The following is a 20,955-nucleotide window of genomic DNA, read 5'->3' on the forward strand; positions in this document are numbered from 1 at the left end:
CATGCCACGCAAACTTCTCAAAAAATACATGCCCGACCCAAAAACAATCAAAGATAATAAATACTTGAAAATTTTTGGTTCATTGCTGCATGCCAGTGAATTGTGGCACTTTAGCCGACACTCTATTGCCAAGGCTTTTGCAGTAGGTTTATTTTGTGCTTGGGTGCCCGTACCTTTTCAAATGGTATTGGCAGCAGGTGGTGCAATTTTGTTTCGTGCAAACCTTCCCATGTCCATTGCTTTGGTCTGGATTACCAATCCCTTTACCATGCCACCCATGTTTTATGCCGCTTATAAAATTGGTGCTGTAGTGATGGGTGTTGGTGAAGTCCCCTTTGAAATGGAGCTAACACTGGATTGGTTAATCCATGGTACATTGCTGATTTGGCAACCTTTTTTATTGGGCTGTTTTATTGTTGGTGTGGTAAGCTCAATGTTGGGCTACTTTGGTATTCAGCTTTTTTGGCGGTGGCGTGTGATGAAAAGTTGGAGAAATCGTAAACATGCCAAGGTTTCCCGCAAGCACTGATATCAGTCAAAGTCTTGCTGAGGTTTTAGGGCAAGATATACAACTTGATACTTGGCAATCAGTATCAGGTGGCTCGATTCATCAAGCTTGGCATGTTCACAGCCAGTGTGGGCAACAGTTTTTTGTCAAAACCAATCTAGCCAATAAATACCATACCTTAGAAGCAGAATATTTAGGCTTACAAACACTCCACGACCATATCAGCCCAGAAAACCCCTTACACATCCCCAAGCTTTATACACTGGCTAGCAATGAACAATACAGCTGGCTGATTCTTGAATATATCGAGTTTGGGCAGCAAACACCTGCTTCTCAAACGGCTCTTGGTCAAGGTTTAGCACTACTACACCAACAAACTGCACCCCAATTTGGTTTTGAGGCAGATAATGTGATTGGAGAAAATCTGCAAACCAATGGTTGGACAAAAGATTGGTTAAGTTTTTGGGCAGAGCAGCGATTGGGCACACAATTCAAACTGGCGGCACAACATGGCTTTTACAACAGTCTTCAAGATGAAGCAGAACAACTTCTAAGTCTGCTTCCCCAATTACTGCAAGGTCATCAACCCATACCATCGTTATTGCATGGTGATTTATGGGCGGGTAATGCCGCAGCAGATACAAAAGCTAAACCCTTCATCTTTGACCCTGCCGTGTATTATGGTGATAGAGAATGTGATTTGGCGATGACCACGCTTTTTGGTGGATTTTCCGCTGACTTTTATGCAGCTTACAACCATGTTTACCCATTGGATAACGGCTACGAACAACGTAAAGATTTATACAACCTGTATCATATCCTCAATCATGCTAACCTCTTTGGTGGTGGTTATATTGGGCAAAGTCAGTCTATGATGCAGCAACTCATCAGTCAGGTCTCATGAGCCAACCCAACACACCAGTCATTGATGCACAAACACGCAGCCAAGCCATTGACCCACAGCATTCCTATTTGGTGCAAGCACCTGCTGGTTCAGGGAAAACCGAGCTATTGGTACAACGTATTTTAGCCCTATTGGCAATCGTCCAAGCACCTGAAGAAATTTTAGCCTTAACATTCACCCGCAAAGCCGCCGCAGAAATGCGTGAACGGGTAATTAAAGCATTACAAACAGCAGAAACCACAAGCAAACCACAAGAGGCTCATGCACAAACCACTTGGCAACTCGCCCAAGCAGCATTGCAACAGTCCCAAGCAAAAAACTGGCAGCTCACCCAACACCCAGCCCAACTTCGTATCATGACCTTAGACGCTTTTGCCTCAGGCTTGGCAAGGCAACTCCCTATTCTCTCTGGCTTTGGGCAAACACCAACCACGGCAGACTTTAGCGAACCATTGTACCAACAAGCCGTGCAAGACTTGCTGGTAGATGCCAACCAAAAACATGCACCAGATGAACTCAAACAAGCCGTTCAGCGTTTAATTTTGCACATGGACTGCAACATCGAAAAACTCACGAGTGTCTTATGCATGTTGCTGGGCAGGCGTGAGCAGTGGTTAGCCGATGTATTATTACCCACAGCCCATATGCCCCAATTTCGTTTGCATCTTGAACAATGCTTAAAAGATGTTATCGAACATCATCTCACAGAAGCTTTGAGCGCCCTGCCTGCCTCTTTACGTGCAGACTTACCAGCCATTGCAGCCCAAGCAGCCAAACATCTCGATGTAGAAAAAGCAGATGAACATGGATTACAAACCTTGCTAGATATACAACAGATGCCAAACACCCAAACAGAAGACTTGGCACAGTGGAAAGCATTGGTATTTTTATTATTAACCAATGACCTAAAAAAGATACAACCGCGTAAACGCCTGACCAAAAATGAAGGGTTTCCAGCAGGCAAAGAACATGCTGCCCACAAGGAAGCCATGCAACAAATATTGGCTTGTATCGCCGACGACCCACAAACCCTAAAAAAACTAAACCAAATCCGTTTATTGCCTCGCTCCCCGCATTTTTCCAATGACGATTGGCATGTATTACAGGCATTGTTTATCAGCCTCAAACAACTTGCCGCACAACTTTGGCAAGTCTTTTCACAACACAAACAAGTGGATTTTATTGAAGTGATGCTAAGAGCTAAACAAGCATTGGGGCATGAAGATGAACAGGGCAATGTGATACCCAGTGAAGCCCTGCTTCGCCTTGACCATCAAATCAAACATATATTGGTTGATGAGTTTCAAGATACATCCACCTTACAAATCGATGTATTGCGACGTTTAACCGCAGGTTGGCACGATGATGGGCGCAGTTTATTTATGGTTGGCGACCCTATGCAGTCCATTTACCGGTTCCGCAAAGCAGAAGTTCGTTTATTTATTCAAGCTGCACAAAATCAACTTCAATTACCCTATGTTTCCTTTTTATCATTATCGCAAAACTTTCGTTCTGCACCTGCTATTGTTGAGTGGGTCAACCTCGCCTTTGCCTCTATTTTTCCTGCAAAAAATGATATGGTATCGGGTGCTATCCAATACCATCAATCTCATGCTTTCAAAAAAACACAAGGTAAAGTCTGCTTAAATATTTTCAGCCAACGTGATGATGCTGCCGAAAGTGAAGCCATGTTGAATATTATCCGCCAAGCCAAGGCTGAGGGAAAACGTGTTGGTGTCTTGGCGCGAAACCGTGGTCACCTGCATGCTTTAATGCACCTATTACAAAGTGAAAATATCGCATTTCGTGCCTTAGACATGCTGCCTTTACACCAACAGCCTGAAATAATTGATTTACGTGCTTTAACGGCAGCTTTAACCCACCCTTCAGACCATGTGGCATGGGCTGCAGTATTACGCTCACCATGTATTGGTTTATCGCTACAAACATTATTACATATTTTTCAAAGCAGGCCCCTATCTGTCTGGTCGAGTTTAAAAGATTTAACAACAGAGCAGCCAACATCCTATACGATTGCAACAGATGAACGCATACGCATCCAACATGCCGTTCAAGCGCTTGAACCTGCTATGCAAAGTATCGGTCGTTTTTCACTGCGCCGTTGCATAGAGAGCGCATGGTTACGTTTACAAGCACCCACCATATTATCAGCAAATCAACTCAGCAATACATCTTCCTTTTTCGACTTGTTAAGTGCACTGGAACAAGAGCAAGACTTTAATTTAGACCTGCTTGATCAACGTTTGCATCAGTTGTATGCCAAACCTGAATCACTGCCCCAAGCTGGCGACATTGAGCTTTTAACCATGCATGGTGCAAAAGGGTTACAATGGGATACTGTTTTATTGCCAGGTTTAGGCAAAACACCTCGCGCAAGTGACAAAGATGTTTTGGTGCGAACAGAAACCTACGCTGCAGGCAAAACCCAACTATTGTTAGCCCCATTACCCAACAAAAGTGCTGCTGACAATGGTATTTACCAACTTATTCAAAGCTTTGAAGCAGAGCGAGACAATTTAGAAACCGCCCGCCTTTTGTATGTTGCATGTACCCGTGCTAAAGCTGAATTGCATTTGTTTGGGCATGTTTCTGAAAAAACTGCCCAACCCGTATCATCATCACTGCTGGCTTTATTATGGCAAGAAGATGAAAGCTGTTATTCTGCCGAAATCATCCAACATCATATTGCACAAAACCCAACATACCAAAACCTACAAACAGCACCACACCAACGCATAGCTATGCCTCTTGCAGCGATTAAACCGCAACCATCTATCGCGAGCACCAGCATGGGTACTTTATCACCCAAGCAACACATCAAACCAGAGTTTACGTGGGCAAGTGCTACAGCGCGTGGTATAGGCATTGCTTTTCATGCTGCACTTCAGCGCATTGCGCAGCTGGGTATAGAACAATGGCAAGAGACAAACCGCCCTGCTTTGCTTACATTCATGCGTCATATATTACAGCGTGAAGGTATTAATAACCAAACCTATCTGGCACAAGCCATGCAACGTTGCGAACAAGGCTTGGATAATATTTTAAACTCGGATAAAGCGCGTTGGATTTTATCCAATCAGCACCAAAGCAGACAGCAAGAGTGGGCATTAACCTTTGTTGACGATAAAATTTGCAAACATTTCATCCTCGATCAAAGTTTTATTGACCAAGATGGCACACGTTGGATTATTGATTATAAAACAGGTTGGCATCAAGATGATGACTTGGATGCATGGTTGGATCAAGAGCTCCACCGCTACACTGTTGAAACCACGCAATTGCCCAACTATGTCAAAGCTGTACAAGCTTTAGAACCAGAACGGCAGGTCAAAGCAGCATTATACTTTCCTATGGTTGATGGTTGGCGAGAGTGGCAATAAGTGTTATACTACTAACCTAAAAAGCATCACAAGGAGAGTGTTATGCTCAAAGCCAAAGATATGATGAACCCCAATCCTGAACATTGTCTATTAGATACCCCTATCCAAGACATAATCCAACAATTCTCGGATAAAAATACCGACTATTTATTGGTTCTTGATGATGAAGAACGTTTGCAAGGTATTATCACTGAATCTGACCTGATTGACCAACAAGCCAACTTGCATGTACCAACGGCGATTGCCGTATTTGATATGGTGTTGCCACTAGGTGAAGATAGGTTTGCACAAGAAATCAAACGTTTAGAAGCGCTCACAGCTGCAGAACTCATGGCAACGGAGCTAAAAACAGTCACCCCTGATACTTCGCTTAATGATTTGGCAACCTTGATGAGTGACACCGCCGTGCACCACTTACCTGTGATTGATGGCAACAGTATTGAAGGGTTAGTCAGCAAACATGATGTGATTAAAGCATTGGCTAAACGCGCGGCCAAAGCGCAAGAAAACGCTGAATAAACCTGCTTTCTTCATTACTCAATAGGGTAAAAACGAATCGTATTGTTTTTAAATAATTCAAACTGTTTTGCGGGCAATTCAAATGGTGCTGCAGCATAAATAGCCTTGCGTAAGGAGTCATCCAACATGGCTGAACCAGATGATTCTAAGATTGTTACCTTTAGTACATCTCCTGTTGGTGCTAGCGTTAAAGATACCAATGCGGGTTTAACCTTGTCCATCATTTCCATGGGCACTTTCCATTGTCGCTCTACTGCTTTTTGCATACCAAGAATATAACGGTTGAGCTCTTGCTCTGACAATTGCCCTTGCAACAGGTCTTGTAATACTTGTTTGCTATTTGTTTTCGGCTTAGGCGCTGATTTTTCTTGCGGCTCGGGTGCGGATTCCAAGGGTGTAAAAGGATCATAATCGGGTTCTTCAATCACCTTTTTCTTTTTTGGTTTAGGCGAGGGTTTGGCAACCAGTGCAACCTTGGGTTTCTTTCTTGGTTTTGGCGTGGGCCTCGGTTTAGTTTTTTGTTTGGCTTTTGGTTTTGTTTTCAGCTTAGCTTTTGGTTTGATTTTGGGCTTATTTTTTGTTTTTACTTCAGGTTTTTGCATCATGGCTTGTAAAGTTTTTAAACTCACCATATTCACCCGAATCAAACGCTCAGGTATAGGTTTTCGCTCTGTCTGCCATGCTTGAAGCGTTGCAATCACGGCAACAACCAGCACATGCAAGGCAAAAGCAAGAATCAAGTCACGTTTTTCAAGCATACATAAGTGTATTAATGCTGTGGCTCAGTGACCAAAGATATTTGTTTAATACCCGCAGCTTCCAAATCGCCCATGATACGCGCCACGTTTCCATAGGCTGTTTTGGCATCACCCCGAATAAATACTGGAAGGTTGGGTTTCGCTTTGCGCATAGCCGCAACTCTTGGTGCAACCTGCATAATATCAACTTGATGATTTTGCATAAACACATCACCATTTTTCTTAATTGAAATCACCAAAGGTTCGATTTGTTGGCGGATTTGTGGGGCATTGGCATCAGGCAAGTCTACATTCACACCTTGGGTTAACATGGGCGCTGCCACCATAAAAATAATTAACAACACCAACATCACATCCACCATAGGTGTAATATTAATTTGAGACATGGGTTTTAGCTCATCATCCCATTGTGTATGTCGTTTGCGTGGCTCCATCTTATTTTCTTACATGCCGCGCAAGAATATTCATGAATTCATGGGTGAAGTCATCCAAACGACCATTTAATACCTTCATTTTCGCACTAAATGTATTGTATGCAATCACTGCAGGTATGGCTGCCAACAAACCAAAGGCTGTCGCAACCAATGCTTCGGCAATACCAGGTGCAACCGTTGCCAAAGATGTATTTTGACTGATACCAATATTCTGAAAAGCATCAATAATACCCCAAACCGTACCAAAAAGACCAATAAATGGTGCTGTTGCACCAACTGTGGCTAAAAATGATAAATGATGACCATATTGATCCATTTGTTTAGACCATGCCGTATCCATAGCATGACGCACACTTAACATACCCGTTGCCGCTGTCACTTCACCTTCTTGCTGTTGTTGGGCTGCTTGCCTGGCTTTTAAGTATTCACGAAATGCTTGCTGAAATACCATAGCCTGAGGGCTTGCCTTCATGGTTTTGCTTGCAGCGAGCACTTTTTGCATATCCGAGCCGCCCCAAAACAAATCGGCAAACTTTGTGTCTTCTTGTTTCGCCCCTTTAAATGTCCGCCACTTATTAAAAATAATAGCCCAAGAAACAAAAGAAAGTATTAATAACAAAATCAGTACAAGTTGTACAACAATACCAGCATCCAAAATCAGCGTCCAAATGGACAAATTATGATTCACGGTTTCACTCATGAGATCTCCTTAAGTAAACGTGTTCGAATATACTCAGGTATTCGTTTTGCTTTACCTTCTTTGCTAATGGTGGCAATGGTAATATCCGCAGTCACCAATACATCTTGTTTCCTGTATATGGCTTGCTTAAACAAGATACGCGCACCTTTTACTGCAAGTAATTGCGTTTCTACACGAATCAAATCATCGTAAACCGCAGGTCGTAAATAACGAACATCCGATTGTGAAAGGGCAAAGATAACATCATCTTGCGTTGCAATTTCACTTTGTTCAAAACCACAACTGCGTAAGGCTTCAGTTCTCGCCCTTTCCATAAACTTTAAGTAGTTGGCATGATAAACAACACCACCTGCATCCGTATCTTCATAATATATACGAACATCCAACTGGTGCATCATTAATCATCCACCCGACAAAAGTATTCACGGAAATTCCATTCTGAAGTGAGCTCATAATAACAAGCTCTATCTTTGAATAGTTTCTTATTAAATTTTGTACCCAACAATTCATTTTCCACAATATAATAATCATCTGTTTCTTCAACAATACGATAAGGGTAACTATCTGGACGAATATCCTTTTCACCATCAAGCACTGCACTATACGTGTTTTCAGTATAAGTGATGGTCAAACGCCCAAAAAAGTTTTTCTCCAAATAAGCTTTGGTTTCATCAGGTATATCTTTCATGCTATGCATAGATGCCAAAGTTTTACTTTTATCCGACTTCCAGCTACCCACTAAAGAGTTTGCAGGTTTATCATCACAGCCTGCAAGAAAAAATGCAGCGCAAATGCTTAAACTAAATAATGTAATTTTCATATCAATGATCCTTGTTTATCAGATTCGGGTAAATCCCGTTTTAAATGTGTATATGCCAATGGTGTAGCCATACGACCACGTGGTGTGCGTGTGAGAAACCCTTCTTGCATCAAATAGGGTTCAAGCACATCTTCAATAGTATCCCGCTCTTCAGCAATGGATGCTGCCAAAGTATCAAGGCCAGTGGGGCCCCCACCATATTTATCAATTAATGCAGCCAATAGCTTCCTATCGAGGTAGTCCAAACCATACTCATCCACATCCAACCTATCCAATGCTGATTTGGCAACATCCAAAGTGATTTCACTATCATGCTCAACCTCAGCAAAATCACGAACTCGGCGCAACAAACGATTCGCAATCCGTGGTGTACCACGAGAGCGACGTGCAACTTCTTCGGCACCATTTTCATTGGTTTTAATTTCCAACAATGATGCAGAGCGTTTCACAATATGACTCAAGTCTGCATGATTATAAAATTCCAAACGCATCATCATACCAAAACGATCACGCAATGGATTGGTCAGCAAACCAGCGCGTGTGGTTGCACCAAGCAAGGTAAAACGTGGCAAATCCATTTTAATAGAACGCGCAGCAGGCCCTTGCCCAATCATGATGTCGAGCTGAAAGTCTTCCATGGCGGGATAGAGAATTTCTTCAACTTGTGGATTCAAACGGTGAATCTCATCAATGAATAATACATCACCTTCTTCCAGATTGGTGAGCATGGCAGCCAAATCACCAGGTTTTTCAATCACTGGTCCTGAAGTTGAACGGATTTGCGCCCCCATTTCATTGGCAATAATGTTCGCCAATGTGGTTTTACCCAAACCAGGAGGGCCATAAAGCAATACATGGTCTAAAGATTCTTGGCGTTTGTTTGCAGCTTGAATAAAAATGGACAAGTTTTCACAAATCTTAGGTTGCCCAACATATTCTGCCAATGTTTTGGGACGAAGTGCAGAGTCCCAGACCTCTTCACCTTGGGAAGCAGCTGCAACCACGCGCTCTTCCATATCGTCATCATCAAAAGGTTCAAAGTTCATAAGGCTTTCAGTGCAGCCCTAAACATGGCTTCAAAATCCAGCGAACTATCCACACTTTTAAGTACTTTATCGATTTGTGCAGGTTTATAACCCAAGTTGACCAATGCCGACTTCACATCATGATGCAAACCACCACCTGTGCTTACTGCTGTATCAGCAGCAATAAGTTTACCCCTAAGCTCCAAAATCAAACGTTGTGCTGTCTTTTTGCCAATACCAGGTGTTCGTGCAATCGCCACATCATCACTGTTTTCAATGGCTTGCATCAAGTCCGCCGCATTCATACCAGACATGAGATTTAATGCCGTTTTTGCACCAATACCCGATACTTTGTTCAAACTACGAAACAGGGTGCGCTCTTTATGGTCGCTAAAACCAAACAATGTAAATTGGTCTTCACGCACATAACTATGAATTTGCAAGCTAACCTGCGCCCCTACTTTTAGGCCCACCAGTGTTTGCATACTCACAAAAACTTCATAACCCACACCATTTACATTCAATACCACACTACCTGATGGGTCCAGTTCAAGCACAGCGCCAGAAAGCCAACTAATCATTCAATCTCTCCCAAAATACACGCAGCGTATAATGCGTAGTCTTCAAGCATTGAGCAAGCATACAAGTGATGACTAAGCCCCTGAATACAAATCAGGAAACGCTTGTTGTAAACGCTCGACCTGCACCCGTAATTGACTGTATAACGAGGCATCGGTAATTGGTAAATGCAATGGTTTACGCATAATAGATTCTGAACCAGGCACATGCGAACGGAAACTATCTTGCCATATACCATCGTGTACATGGTCTAAGGGTGTACCTAAATTTTGCATACCACGCACATCTTGATGTTCCTCTGCCAAAAGTGAGCTTAAACACAAATGTGAGATATGAATTAACATGGTGGACGCTTGTATATCTGGCGGCCAACTTTGTGGGTTTTGCCAGCAAGGAAAATGATGATAATAAATAAACCGATGTACTTTTCTCGGTAATTTCCAATGCAATGCCAGCATCATACCTGCATCGATATGACTATAACCCAATACATGCAACTCCGCTGACAATACATCTTCACCAGCATCAATCGCAGCTTTCAGTGCATCAAGCTTGTCCTTTGGTTCGGCATGTAATATCACCAACTTACCAATATCATGTAAAAGACCAAACATGGTTGCTGATTGACTGTCCACCACCTGACTATAATCAGAAAGTGTACTGGCAATCATGGCAATAGCTTGCCCATGGAACCACAACCTACGCACATATTTAGATGATTTTTTAATGCCCCCAAACTCGGGAATAATTTCACCAAGAATCAAGGCTTCAGCACCACCCATACCTACCCGAGCTAACGCCAGCGCAACATCAGTCACAGGGTTTGCCCCAGCTGGCAAATAAGCTGCAGAATTACATATTTCCAAAATACTAGCCGTTAAAACAGCATCTTGCGCAATGACCTTGGCTAAATCAGCAGGTGAAGACTCAATATCATCAAAAATCGCCTGCACTTGATACCAAACTTCAGGTAAAGGTGGTATTTTAGCAATGGCTTTCCGCAAATGTGTTAATGTATCACGACTTAAAGCTGGCGGGTGCCGCATATCAAAGGGTGGTGATTCTGGAGCAGCAGGCGACTCAATAAGAAAAGCACCCAGCAATGTATTGTATGAAACTGTATCAGTCATACTCTCTTCTTCTGTTTCTTCTGCTTCAATAAGCGCTGCCGTACTCTCCTCTTGCTCCATCACGGTTTGGTTTAAATCCGACAATGTTGAAACACTATTTTCACCATTTTGCATATCAGTTAAATCAATGCTTAATCGCTCAGGTTCACCAAGTTCTTCAATGCGCGACATCACTTCAGCACAATCTTTAGGGCGCTGCTGCGGGTCTTTCTGCAATAAATGCATAATCAAATCATCAAGCGCATCAGGGATATTAGGGTTGAGTTTTTTCGGGTGTTCAGCTTGATGCCGAACTTGTTTTTCCATAATTTCAAACTCACCACCACCCGTGGACATAAAGGGTAAAATCCCCGTTGCCATGCGATACAACACAATACCAAAAGCATACAAATCTGTGAATGCACCAATCTCTTTGCCCAAAATCTGTTCTGGAGCCATGTATAAATAGGTGCCAACCGTGATACCACTTGCTGTAATATCTTCATTGCTGGTGGTTGATTTGGCTAACCCAAAATCCATCAGCTGCACTTCACCTTGATCGGTTAAGAAAATATTGGAGGGTTTTAAGTCACGGTGAATGATATTTTGTTGATGGGCAACTTCTAAGGCTGAAAGCACAGCTTGAGCCACATAAATAATTTCGCCCAAAGGTAATTCACCTTTATGAATAACATATTCTTTTAAGCTACAGCCACGCAACAGCTCCATCACCAGCGCCATCACTTCACCCTCTTCGAGTACATCAATCAGATGAATAATATTCGGATGTTCTAATTTTTCATGCAATCGCATTTCACGTTTAAAGCGTTGCATGTGCTGCGTATCACCAAAACTACTGTGATTCAGCAGTTTGATAGCAACTTCTTGATTGATGCCCTCATGACGGGCGCGATACACCACGCCCACGCCACCTTGGCCAATTTTCTCAAGCAAGAGGTATTCACCCAAGCGTACTTTGCCATCTTTATTTGATAATAAATCACCACATGACAAACAAAAAAGTTTTTGATCAGGATACCAAGTACCACAAGCAGGACATTTCATGGCTTTGATTATTGAATTGAATGGTTGAAAGTCAAAGGTTGATTAAGCTTTGAGTAAATCTATCCACCCGTTGTTAGCATTTTCCTGCATATCCGCTTCTTTGATATAAGGTTTAATGTCCAACACGGGTGTTCCATTTAGCATATCATGGTTGCCAATAAACAATGTTCTTCCTTGTATAGATGTTAACGACACAAGCGATAAACCAATCGAATTGGGGCGATGTGGCGCCCGTGTAGAAAACACACCATGTTTATGTTGTTTGTCCCGTGGTGGTTTCACCAATGGATTCCAACCTTGATTCAAGTGCATCCAATAGATCACCCAAATATGCGAAAAAGTCTGTAAATCTTGCAAAGCTTGTTCGTAATTATGCCCTGCATGGAGCACAATTTTACCTGACTTATCTTCAACGGCATACGCAGGTTGTCTGGGTGTAGCAAAACGCTCTTGGTAAGGGCTATCCACCACACCAATAGGCTCTAGACAAATGCTTTGCTGAGCCACGTCTTCATTTGTGGCATCTGCAGCATAGGTTTTGACATCTTTTTTATAGCTGGGGTTACGCCAACTCATACGTACAAATGTTTATTGGCAAAGGTTTTCAGCTTATTCTTCACAAGCCTCTTCAGCCCGTTGCACCACCAAAGCTTCACCATCCACATCCACCGTAGCCACACCACCTTTTTGTAAGTCACCAAACAAAATTTGGTCTGCCAAAGCTTTTTTGATTTGTTCACGAATCAAACGCTCCATAGGTCGCGCACCCATCAATGGGTCATAACCTTCTTTCGCCAACCATTTCCTTGCCGCAGGTGTAATATCCAACTCCACTTTTTTGTCTTGAAGTTGCATTTCCAATGCCATGATAAATTTATCCACCACATGCATAATCACATCTTCGGATAATGGGGCAAAAGGAATGATTGCATCCAAACGGTTGCGAAACTCTGGTGTAAACAAACGTTTGATGGCTTCTTCATCTTTGCCAATATTACTTACCGAACTAAAACCAATGCTTTCTTTTTGCATTTCAAATGCACCTGCATTGCTGGTCATAATCAAAATCACATGCCTAAAGTCTGCCGATTTACCATTATTATCGGTTAAGGTACCATGATCCATAACTTGCAATAACACATTAAAAATATCTTGATGCGCCTTCTCAATTTCATCAAGCAACAACACGCAATACGGGTGTTTATTAATCGCATCGGTGAGCAAACCACCTTGTTCATAACCCACATAACCTGGAGGCGAACCAATCAAACGCGAAACCGCATGCGATTCCATGTATTCGGACATATCAAAACGAATCAATTCCACGCCCATAATACGCGCCAACTGATTGGCAACTTCTGTTTTACCCACACCTGTTGGCCCTGTAAACAAGAAGCTACCAATGGGTTTTTCAGGTGATCCAAGCCCTGCCCTTGATAATTTGATACTTGCCGAAAGTTGACCAATGGCCTCATCTTGTCCAAACACAGACAATTTAAGGTTACGCTCCAAATTCACCAACGATTTTTTATCCGAAGTGGATACCTGACGTGCAGGAATACGCGCCATGGATGCCACGGTTGCTTCAATATCTTGTACACCCAATTGTTTTTTGCGTTTACCCGCATCTTTTAAGTGTACCGAAGCACCTGCTTCATCCAACACATCAATTGCTGAGTCGGGCAAATGCCTATCGGTAATATAACGCGCTGCAAGTTTGGCTGCTTCAGCAATCGCAGGGCGGCTGTATTTAATCTGATGATGTGCTTCCAAACGTGATTTCAAACCATTTAAAATATTTACCGTATCTGAAATGCTTGGTTCCAATACATCCACCTTACGGAAGCGGCGCGACAATGCATTTTCTTTTTCAAAGGTTTGTCTAAACTCTTGGTATGTGGTTGCCCCCATGCAGCGCAACTCACCATTTGCCAGCGCTGGTTTCAATAAATTGGACACATCCATAGCACCACCATTGACCGAACCTGCACCAATAATGGTATGAATCTCATCAATAAATAAAATCACATTCTTTTCAGCTTTGAGTGCTGCAAGCACAGCTTTAAGGCGCTCTTCAAAATCGCCACGGTATTTGGTGCCTGCAAGTAGTGCGCCCATGTCCAATGAATACACTTGCGCATCTTGCAGCATATCAGGCACTTCTTCATCAATAATACGTTTGGCAAGACCTTCAGCAATGGCTGTTTTACCAACACCCGCTTCACCAACCAACAACGGATTATTCTTTTTACGTCGGCAAAGAATATGCATACAGCGGTTTAACTCTTCGTCACGCCCAATCAAAGGGTCTAACTCACCCAACAAGGCTTTATCTGTTAAGTTTTCGCAATATTTACCCAGCGGTGATGCATCTTTTTGTTCACTGCCTACATGCCCTAACTCAATATTATGCGAAATCGATGATTGTACATTATCCAAACCTTGGGCAATAAATGTAGTAACATCCAACCGTGTAATACCCTGCTTATTCATGAAATAACACGCATGCGAATCTTTTTCGGAAAAAATTGCCACCAAAGCATGGGCACCCGTCACTTCATCTTTACCTGCAGATTGCACATGCATCACAGCCCGCTGAATCACACGCTGTAAACCCACGCTGGCAATAGTATCACCACTATCTTCGGGTAATACCGTGACATGTGTCTGAATAAATTCTTCCAATTCTTGGCGTAAAAAAGGTATATCAGCACCCAAACCTTCTAATACCGCATAAGCCTCTGTGTTATCCAAAAGACCCAATAACAAATGTTCAATCGTGACAAACTCATTGCGCTTTAAATGCGCAGCACGAAAGATATTGTTCAATGATTGCTCTAACTGTTCACTCAAAATTCCCATATCATCAACTCCATGTTTCATGCATCTCTTTTACACTACTTACGCACAACCAATGCCAAAACTAACAAAACCTAATCCCTGAAAGCAATGGATATCTTCTATATCTATATATTGCTTACATTTATACAAATATCAAGTATAGTCTATGACTATATGATACTGGCTTATATATGAAGTGACTTTCAACACAATAAGGAGCATACATGACACAACATACTAAAAAACAAGCAACATTTGCAGGTGGTTGTTTTTGGTGTATGGTTTCACCTTTTACCAATATAGACGGTGTTTTATCGGTGGTTTCTGGTTTTTCGGGTGGGTATGTTGATCATCCAACTTATGAACAAGTTTGCGCAGGCAATACAGGTCATGTTGAAGCCATACAAATCACTTACGATACCAACAAGGTCGATTATGACACTTTATTACACACCTTTTGGCAACAAATAGACCCCACAGATGCAGGCGGCTCGTTTTACGATAGAGGTCATCACTACACTTCAGCTATTTTTTACCATGACCATGAACAACAAGCCTTAGCTGAACAAAGCAAACAAGACTTAGAAGCCAGCCAACGCTTTTCACAACCCATTGTCACCGCCATCAAACCCTACACTTCCTTTTATCCCGCTGAAGAGCATCACCAAAACTACCATCAAAAGAACCCCGAACATTACCAACGCTACCGCATTGGTTCAGGGCGTGATGCTTTTATTTTAAAAGTATGGAAAAGCTCTAGCCTTTCTTAAAGCCCCCCGTCTTTCCCGCGTAGGCGAGAATCCAGTGTCTGCAAGGCTTTGTGTGGATTCCTGCCTACGCGAGAGTGACGGTTAAAAAGGTTTTTAAACTTCTCTCCTTCAATAGAGGACGAGACTTACTCACTCTGTTAGCCTCGCGCCATGAAAAATAATGTTGTATATAAAAAAGTTTGTATTGCCAATGGCTTAAAGCAGTTTGAAATCAAAGATATCTTTGCTTTGGGCGGTTTAGAGCTAAGCAGCAGCGCCATTAAAGCCCTATCTGCAGGCGCAAAAAACAAGAACTATGAAAAAATGAGCGATGAACAGCTTGAAGCATTCATGAATGGTTTAATTATTTATTGGCGCGGTGAAGTTGATGAACCCAGCCTCGTACCCCAAGGTATTGAAAACCTAATTATCAATAGCAGTGCTGATGTATTGGTTGAGTTGGAGAGTTTGGTTGCCGAAGCACAACTTGCCCTTAGAGACACTGAAAACGATTAAAGCCTGAACATGCCAAACAACAGCACTACCCCTGAACCCATATCTGCCAACCTTTCTCAAGTCGGTTTAGCCTATGACTTAGCCAAACGCGCTAAAAAAAGCAGCCGCCTACATGTCTGGATTTGCCCTGATGTACGCTCATATCGCATTTTAGCTGAAGAATTATCTTTTTTTCTTCAAGATAAACCCGAATTATTATGGCGTTTCCCTGCTTGGGAAGTATTGCCCTATGATAGGGTAAGCCCGCACCACGGCATTGTCGGCGAACGATTTGCAACATTGGGGCGACTACTACACACGCCCAAAGCCCAAGGTATTCTCATCACATCTCTACCTGCATGGTTGCATCGTATTGCACCCAAACCAGTGGTCGCAGCCCATGTTTGGCAATTGGAAGTCGGGCAAACCTTAGACATCGCAAAGTTAACCCACCAGTTAGCCGAGGCGGGTATGCAAGCTGCCGAACGGGTATTGGTACAAGGTGAATTTGCCATGCGTGGTGGTCTGTTGGATATTTGGCCAGCCACCGAAGACAAACCACTTCGTCTTGATTTATTTGATGATGAAATCGAATCCATACGTTATTTCGACCCTGAAACCCAGCGTTCTGCTGAGCATTTAACCAGTTTTACCTCTGTACCTGTACGCGAAGTAATTTTGGATGGGCAAGGCGTAGAAACCTTTACCGCTGCATTTCGCGCACGTTTTCCACAGCATCGTACCCACCCCATGCTTTCCGCTGTGCAAAAAGGACGTTTGCACCCTGGTATTGAAGCATTATTGCCACTGACCTACCCTGAAACAGCCCGATTGCCTGATTATCTGCCCAAGTCTGCACAAATATACAGCGTGGATAGCTTAGAAGAGAAACGCGAAAGTTTTGCCGAACAAGTGCGCGGACAATATGAAATGGTACGCATGAATGGTGAACCATCCATTGCACCACAAGAGCTTTATGCACTTGAAACTAACACCCAAGTCTTACATTTAGAAACCGAAGCACATATCCAAGCTGCGCCAAGTATTATCCGTTGGCAGTCATCAGCCAAACCTGTGCAAGCCATGCTGAGTTGGCTGCAAGAAAAACTGGATGATGATTGGAAGTTGATGTTGGTTGCCCACAGCATGGGGCAACAAGCCCGCATGTTGGATGTATGCAGCTCACTGTCTAAAAACATTTATGAAGTCAAAGGTTTATACGACTGGCTGAATAAAAAAGTCGTCACCTCGCTAGGCTTTTTAGAAGCTGGTTTTATCCTTGAAGATGAGAAGAAAATTGTTTTAACTGGGCAAGAGTTGCTCGGGCAACGTTTGCCACGCCGCCGCAAAAGCTCGGTCACCATTCGTGCCGATTTGTTTAGCTCATTGCAGGAGCTAAAAACGGGTGATCCCGTGGTGCATGAAGACCATGGCGTGGGGCGCTACAAAGGTTTGGTGGCGATGGAAGATGATGATGTGCATGCCGACTTTTTGCACATCGAATACGCAGGTGGCACCAGTATTTATCTACCTGTAGAAGAGTTAGATAGATTGCACCGCTATACGGGTGATGATAATCCACCGTTAAACAAACTTGGCTCAGACAAGTGGAAAAAAACACGTGAGCGCGTCAAAAAAGACTTATTGGCAATGGCACATGAATTGATTGCCATTGATGCAGCGCGACAGCAAGCCAAGCGTACGCCAATTCATATCTCTGATTTCCAAGAAGATTACGATGCTTTTTGTGCCCGTTTCCCCTTTGAAGAAACGGATGAACAGCTACAAGCTATTGAAGCCACGCTTGATGATTTAAGCAAGGCTGCACCCATGGACAGGGTCATTTGTGGTGATGTGGGTTTTGGTAAAACAGAAGTTGCGATGCGGGCTGCATTTGTTGTCGCACGGTCAGGCAAACAAGTCGCTATTTTAGCCCCCACCACCGTGCTGGCCACCCAACATGCCGCAGCATTTAGTGATAGGTTTTCTGGTTTGGGTTTGAAAGTGGCATTGTTATCACGTTTACAAACCAAAAAGGAAAGTGATGCCCTGATTAACGGCTTAAAAAGCGGTGAAGTCCGTGTCGTTGTTGGCACACATCGTTTGTTATCCTGCCAATCAGACTTTGCTGATTTGGGTATGGTGATTGTTGATGAAGAACAACGTTTTGGCGTAAAACACAAAGAACAATTGAAAAAACTGCATGCCACCGTGGCATTGTTAACCCTTACCGCCACCCCTATTCCTCGCACCTTACATCAAACCCTTTCAGGCTTGCGCTCAGTCTCCATTATCAGCACACCACCAGCCGAACGTGAACCGATTCGCACCATGGTTTGCCAGTATGATGTGCATTTGGTGAATGAGGCAATTCGCCGTGAATTGTATCGTGGTGGTCAAGTCTATTATTTGCATAATCACGTCAAAAGTATCACCCGCATTGCCGATAGGTTACGTGAGGATATTCCCGAAGCACAAGTTGGCATTGCCCATGGTCAAATGTCGCCAGCCGAGCTGGATAAACAAATGATGGATTTTTATGAAGGTCGATTGCATGTATTGGTATGTACCACCATTGTCGAGTCAGGTTTGGATGTTGCCAATGCCAATACTTTGTTGGTTGAGCGCGCTGATATGTTGGGTTTATCACAATTGCATCAAATTCGCGGGCGTGTAGGTCGCTCACATAGGCAAGCTTATGCCTATTTGTTCACCCCAGACCCTAGAGCCATGACGCCCGATGCCAGAGATAGGCTACAAGCCATTGCCGAGCATTCGGAATTAGGCGCAGGTTTTATGATTGCCCGACAAGACATGGAAATACGCGGCGCAGGTAATCTGCTAGGCTCAGAACAAAGCGGTCGCATGGATGCCGTAGGTTTGGATTTATACATGGATATGTTGTCCAAAGCCGTGGCAGAAGCCAAAGGGAAATCGATTGTGCCCCATGATGCTGTAGAAGTTGAAATGGGTGTTAATGCCATATTGCCGCCTGACTATGTACCCCAAGTAGGGGAACGCTTGGCATTGTATCGCCGCATTGCACGGGTTGAAAGCGATGAACAAGTATCCATGTTGTTTGAAGAACTTACCGACCGCTTTGGAAAACTGCCCGATGAAGCGTTGTATTGCTTAGAGAATGCGCGAATCCGCTGGCGCGCACAACGACTGCACTTAAAAGCCGTGGATGCACTACCTACAGGTGTACGTTTCACATTCACCGAGAAATCACCCATTGAACCCATGGCCTTGATGCAGCGTGTACAAAAAGAACCCAATCGTTTCCGCCTCACACCAGATGGTCAGCTCACATTATTAACCCAAGCAGAAAAACGCGCCCGTTTACAACAAACTGCTGACTTTTTGGATGAAATCATCAGCTAAAAACACATCTTAAAGCGAACTTCCATTGTAAAACCATTTCATTTGAACTAATGTTATTTGGTTAGCATGTTGAATAATGGATGTGGGAGTCTTGATAATGAAAATATTATGGATGGTTGGGTTAATTTTGGGTTTGGTCACCAATGCACACGCTGTTGAAGTTGAAGACGTACAAGTTGCCGATACAGCAAATGTAGGCGAGCAAACATTGGTGCTTAATGGTGCAGGCGTTCGCACCAAGTTTTTCTTCGATATTTACATTGGTGCCTTGTATTTACCAAGCAAAACACAGTCTGCAGAAACAGCTATCAACAGCAAAACCAACAAACGTGTTTGGATGTATTTTTTATATGATGAAGTCAGCAAAGATAAGTTGACCCATGGCTGGACAAAAGGTTTTGAAAAAAACAGCAAAACCAACTTTGCGCAACTACAAGCGAGGCTGAATCAATTTAATAGCTTCTTCCACGACATGCAAAAAGGTGATTCTGTGACCTATGATTTTAATACGGATGGTACAACCACGGTCATGATCAATGATAAACAAGTGGGCAGCATTGCAGGAGAAGATTTTCAACAGGCTTTGCTCGCCGTTTGGTTGGGCAAAAAACCTGCCGATGGCGACCTCAAAGAAGCTATGTTAGGTGAAGATTAAACCTATAAAGTCCCCTCTTCCGCCCATGCTGTTGTTTAACATCATACTTTTAATACTTTTTATGCCCTTTAGCCATGTTTATGCAGCCGAAAATGGGCGTTTTCATTCTTATAAGGACAATGAAGTATTGATTGTTCAACAAACATCTGGTGATGAAAAAGCCTTGGCAGGCAATTTCTCCTTTAGGTATGACTTCTTTAATTGCAGCAATAAACCAGGGAAGTTTCTAAAACAAACGTTATGCCCCGCTCAAGATGTCGGTGGCATGAATATCTTTGTCAGTTATACAACTGCATTTGATTTTTATATGTATGAAACAGGCAATGATACTGTGCGCGCATCCAAACCAATTATTAATAGGTTAAACAACCCTGCAATTCATTTTGTTTGGGAAAACACAGACCTTTCACAAGCCATAGGCTGGTGGGGCATCAGCCTTGAGCATAGGTCCAATGGGCAAGTGATTAGTGCGGATTTAAAAAATGCAGCGGGGCAATACCTAACACAAATTGAATACAACCAAAGTAAACATGAATACTTTGATGCCCTAAGTAGATCTGGCAACTACATCACCCTAGCCTTAGGCGGCAAAGGATTTACCGAACAAGGTAAATTTTCTGTCAGTTATAAAATCTACGTCCTTCAACAAGACGAAGAAGCATCCATCACATGGGGGCCTCTCGCAGGAACGCCGACAAAATTCAGTGATTTTGACCGCATTACCCTTTCCTTCACAGAACGCTTTGATGAGCCTATTTTTAGAAGCGTGTTGGATTCGATTGGCATGGGCTTAGATGTCACAGTCGGCGACAAAGGTTTAAGCGACGCATCCGTTGATTTGAAAATCACTGTATTATCAGGCTCTAAAAGTGATTCGTGGAGCATCCCTTGGTATCTCAAAATACACAACGGCCCTATGGAAAGGTTATCCGATTATTCAACACCCTACTATTCACTCGGTTTAGGCATCGATTTTGATTATTAATCATCGATAACCGCAATGCAACTC

General features: G+C 43.1%; 19 protein-coding genes. 9 read left to right on the top strand and 10 right to left on the bottom strand.

The window, feature by feature from the left end:
* Position 1: 1 nt before the first annotated feature.
* Genes DM09_RS05425 through DM09_RS05440 form a run of 4 tightly spaced genes read left to right on the top strand, consistent with a single transcriptional unit; the run spans position 2 to position 5,332 of the window.
* Positions 2–529: a DUF2062 domain-containing protein gene (locus DM09_RS05425; RefSeq protein WP_038248298.1), complete on the top strand. Its 528-nt coding sequence runs from the start codon at positions 2–4 to the stop codon at positions 527–529.
* Positions 504–1,412: a fructosamine kinase family protein gene (locus tag DM09_RS05430; RefSeq protein WP_038248299.1), complete on the top strand. Its 909-nt coding sequence runs from the start codon at positions 504–506 to the stop codon at positions 1,410–1,412. The genes DM09_RS05425 and DM09_RS05430 overlap by 26 nt, the downstream gene beginning before the upstream one ends.
* A complete protein-coding gene (locus tag DM09_RS05435; RefSeq protein ID WP_051938193.1) occupies positions 1,409–4,813 on the top strand; it encodes a UvrD-helicase domain-containing protein in 3,405 nt (1,134 codons plus the stop codon). Before DM09_RS05430 ends, DM09_RS05435 begins: the two co-directional genes overlap by 4 nt.
* A gap of 42 nt (positions 4,814–4,855) precedes the next feature.
* Positions 4,856–5,332: a CBS domain-containing protein gene (locus tag DM09_RS05440; RefSeq protein WP_038248301.1), complete on the top strand. Its 477-nt coding sequence runs from the start codon at positions 4,856–4,858 to the stop codon at positions 5,330–5,332.
* Positions 5,333–5,346: 14 nt separating this feature from the next.
* Here DM09_RS05440 and DM09_RS05445 read toward each other — a convergent pair whose 3' ends face one another.
* The 10 genes from DM09_RS05445 to clpA form a co-directional block, all read right to left on the bottom strand.
* The gene (locus tag DM09_RS05445) at positions 5,347–6,090 is read right to left on the bottom strand and encodes a TonB family protein (RefSeq protein ID WP_051938195.1); all 744 of its coding nucleotides are present in this window, start codon (positions 6,088–6,090) and stop codon (positions 5,347–5,349) included.
* An 11-nt stretch (positions 6,091–6,101) separates the two neighbouring features.
* The gene (tolR, locus tag DM09_RS05450) at positions 6,102–6,476 is read right to left on the bottom strand and encodes a protein TolR (RefSeq protein ID WP_232507764.1); all 375 of its coding nucleotides are present in this window, start codon (positions 6,474–6,476) and stop codon (positions 6,102–6,104) included.
* Between the two features lie 49 nt (positions 6,477–6,525).
* Positions 6,526–7,224, bottom strand: coding sequence for a protein TolQ (gene tolQ, locus DM09_RS05455; protein ID WP_232507765.1), 699 nt, complete (start codon positions 7,222–7,224; stop codon positions 6,526–6,528).
* Entirely contained in the window at positions 7,221–7,622 is a 402-nt protein-coding gene (gene ybgC, locus DM09_RS05460) for a tol-pal system-associated acyl-CoA thioesterase (protein WP_038248311.1), read from the bottom strand. The genes tolQ and ybgC overlap by 4 nt, the downstream gene beginning before the upstream one ends.
* Positions 7,622–8,044 (bottom strand): hypothetical protein, encoded by a 423-nt coding sequence (locus tag DM09_RS05465; RefSeq protein ID WP_038248314.1) that lies wholly within the window; start codon positions 8,042–8,044, stop codon positions 7,622–7,624. Before DM09_RS05465 ends, ybgC begins: the two co-directional genes overlap by 1 nt.
* On the bottom strand, positions 8,041–9,060 hold the full coding sequence (ruvB, locus tag DM09_RS05470) for a Holliday junction branch migration DNA helicase RuvB (RefSeq protein WP_051938236.1): 1,020 nt from the start codon (positions 9,058–9,060) through the stop codon (positions 8,041–8,043). Before ruvB ends, DM09_RS05465 begins: the two co-directional genes overlap by 4 nt.
* A 26-nt stretch (positions 9,061–9,086) precedes the next feature.
* On the bottom strand, positions 9,087–9,650 hold the full coding sequence (gene ruvA, locus DM09_RS05475) for a Holliday junction branch migration protein RuvA (protein WP_038248316.1): 564 nt from the start codon (positions 9,648–9,650) through the stop codon (positions 9,087–9,089).
* Positions 9,651–9,722: 72 nt separating this feature from the next.
* Positions 9,723–11,822: a serine/threonine protein kinase gene (locus tag DM09_RS05480; protein ID WP_051938197.1), complete on the bottom strand. Its 2,100-nt coding sequence runs from the start codon at positions 11,820–11,822 to the stop codon at positions 9,723–9,725.
* Between the two features lie 42 nt (positions 11,823–11,864).
* Positions 11,865–12,398: a tRNA (N6-threonylcarbamoyladenosine(37)-N6)-methyltransferase TrmO gene (tsaA, locus tag DM09_RS05485; RefSeq protein WP_038248320.1), complete on the bottom strand. Its 534-nt coding sequence runs from the start codon at positions 12,396–12,398 to the stop codon at positions 11,865–11,867.
* Between the two features lie 33 nt (positions 12,399–12,431).
* On the bottom strand, positions 12,432–14,684 hold the full coding sequence (gene clpA / locus DM09_RS05490) for an ATP-dependent Clp protease ATP-binding subunit ClpA (RefSeq protein ID WP_051938237.1): 2,253 nt from the start codon (positions 14,682–14,684) through the stop codon (positions 12,432–12,434).
* 203 nt (positions 14,685–14,887) lie between these two features.
* Between clpA and msrA the strand changes: the two genes are divergently transcribed.
* The 5 genes from msrA to DM09_RS05515 all read left to right on the top strand — a co-directional run bounded on the left by msrA (position 14,888) and on the right by DM09_RS05515 (position 20,931).
* A complete protein-coding gene (gene msrA, locus DM09_RS05495) occupies positions 14,888–15,433 on the top strand; it encodes a peptide-methionine (S)-S-oxide reductase MsrA (RefSeq protein WP_038248321.1) in 546 nt (181 codons plus the stop codon).
* Between the two features lie 150 nt (positions 15,434–15,583).
* A complete protein-coding gene (locus tag DM09_RS05500; RefSeq protein WP_038248322.1) occupies positions 15,584–15,928 on the top strand; it encodes a DUF1456 family protein in 345 nt (114 codons plus the stop codon).
* Positions 15,929–15,937: 9 nt separating this feature from the next.
* Entirely contained in the window at positions 15,938–19,291 is a 3,354-nt protein-coding gene (mfd, locus tag DM09_RS05505; RefSeq protein WP_038248324.1) for a transcription-repair coupling factor, read from the top strand.
* Between the two features lie 97 nt (positions 19,292–19,388).
* Positions 19,389–19,946 (top strand): chalcone isomerase family protein, encoded by a 558-nt coding sequence (locus DM09_RS05510; RefSeq protein WP_038248325.1) that lies wholly within the window; start codon positions 19,389–19,391, stop codon positions 19,944–19,946.
* Entirely contained in the window at positions 19,936–20,931 is a 996-nt protein-coding gene (locus DM09_RS05515; RefSeq protein ID WP_157753604.1) for a hypothetical protein, read from the top strand. The genes DM09_RS05510 and DM09_RS05515 overlap by 11 nt, the downstream gene beginning before the upstream one ends.
* Positions 20,932–20,955 lie beyond the last annotated feature (24 nt).

The organism is Ghiorsea bivora (assembly GCF_000744415.1).
Classification (GTDB): domain Bacteria; phylum Pseudomonadota; class Zetaproteobacteria; order Mariprofundales; family Mariprofundaceae; genus Ghiorsea; species Ghiorsea bivora.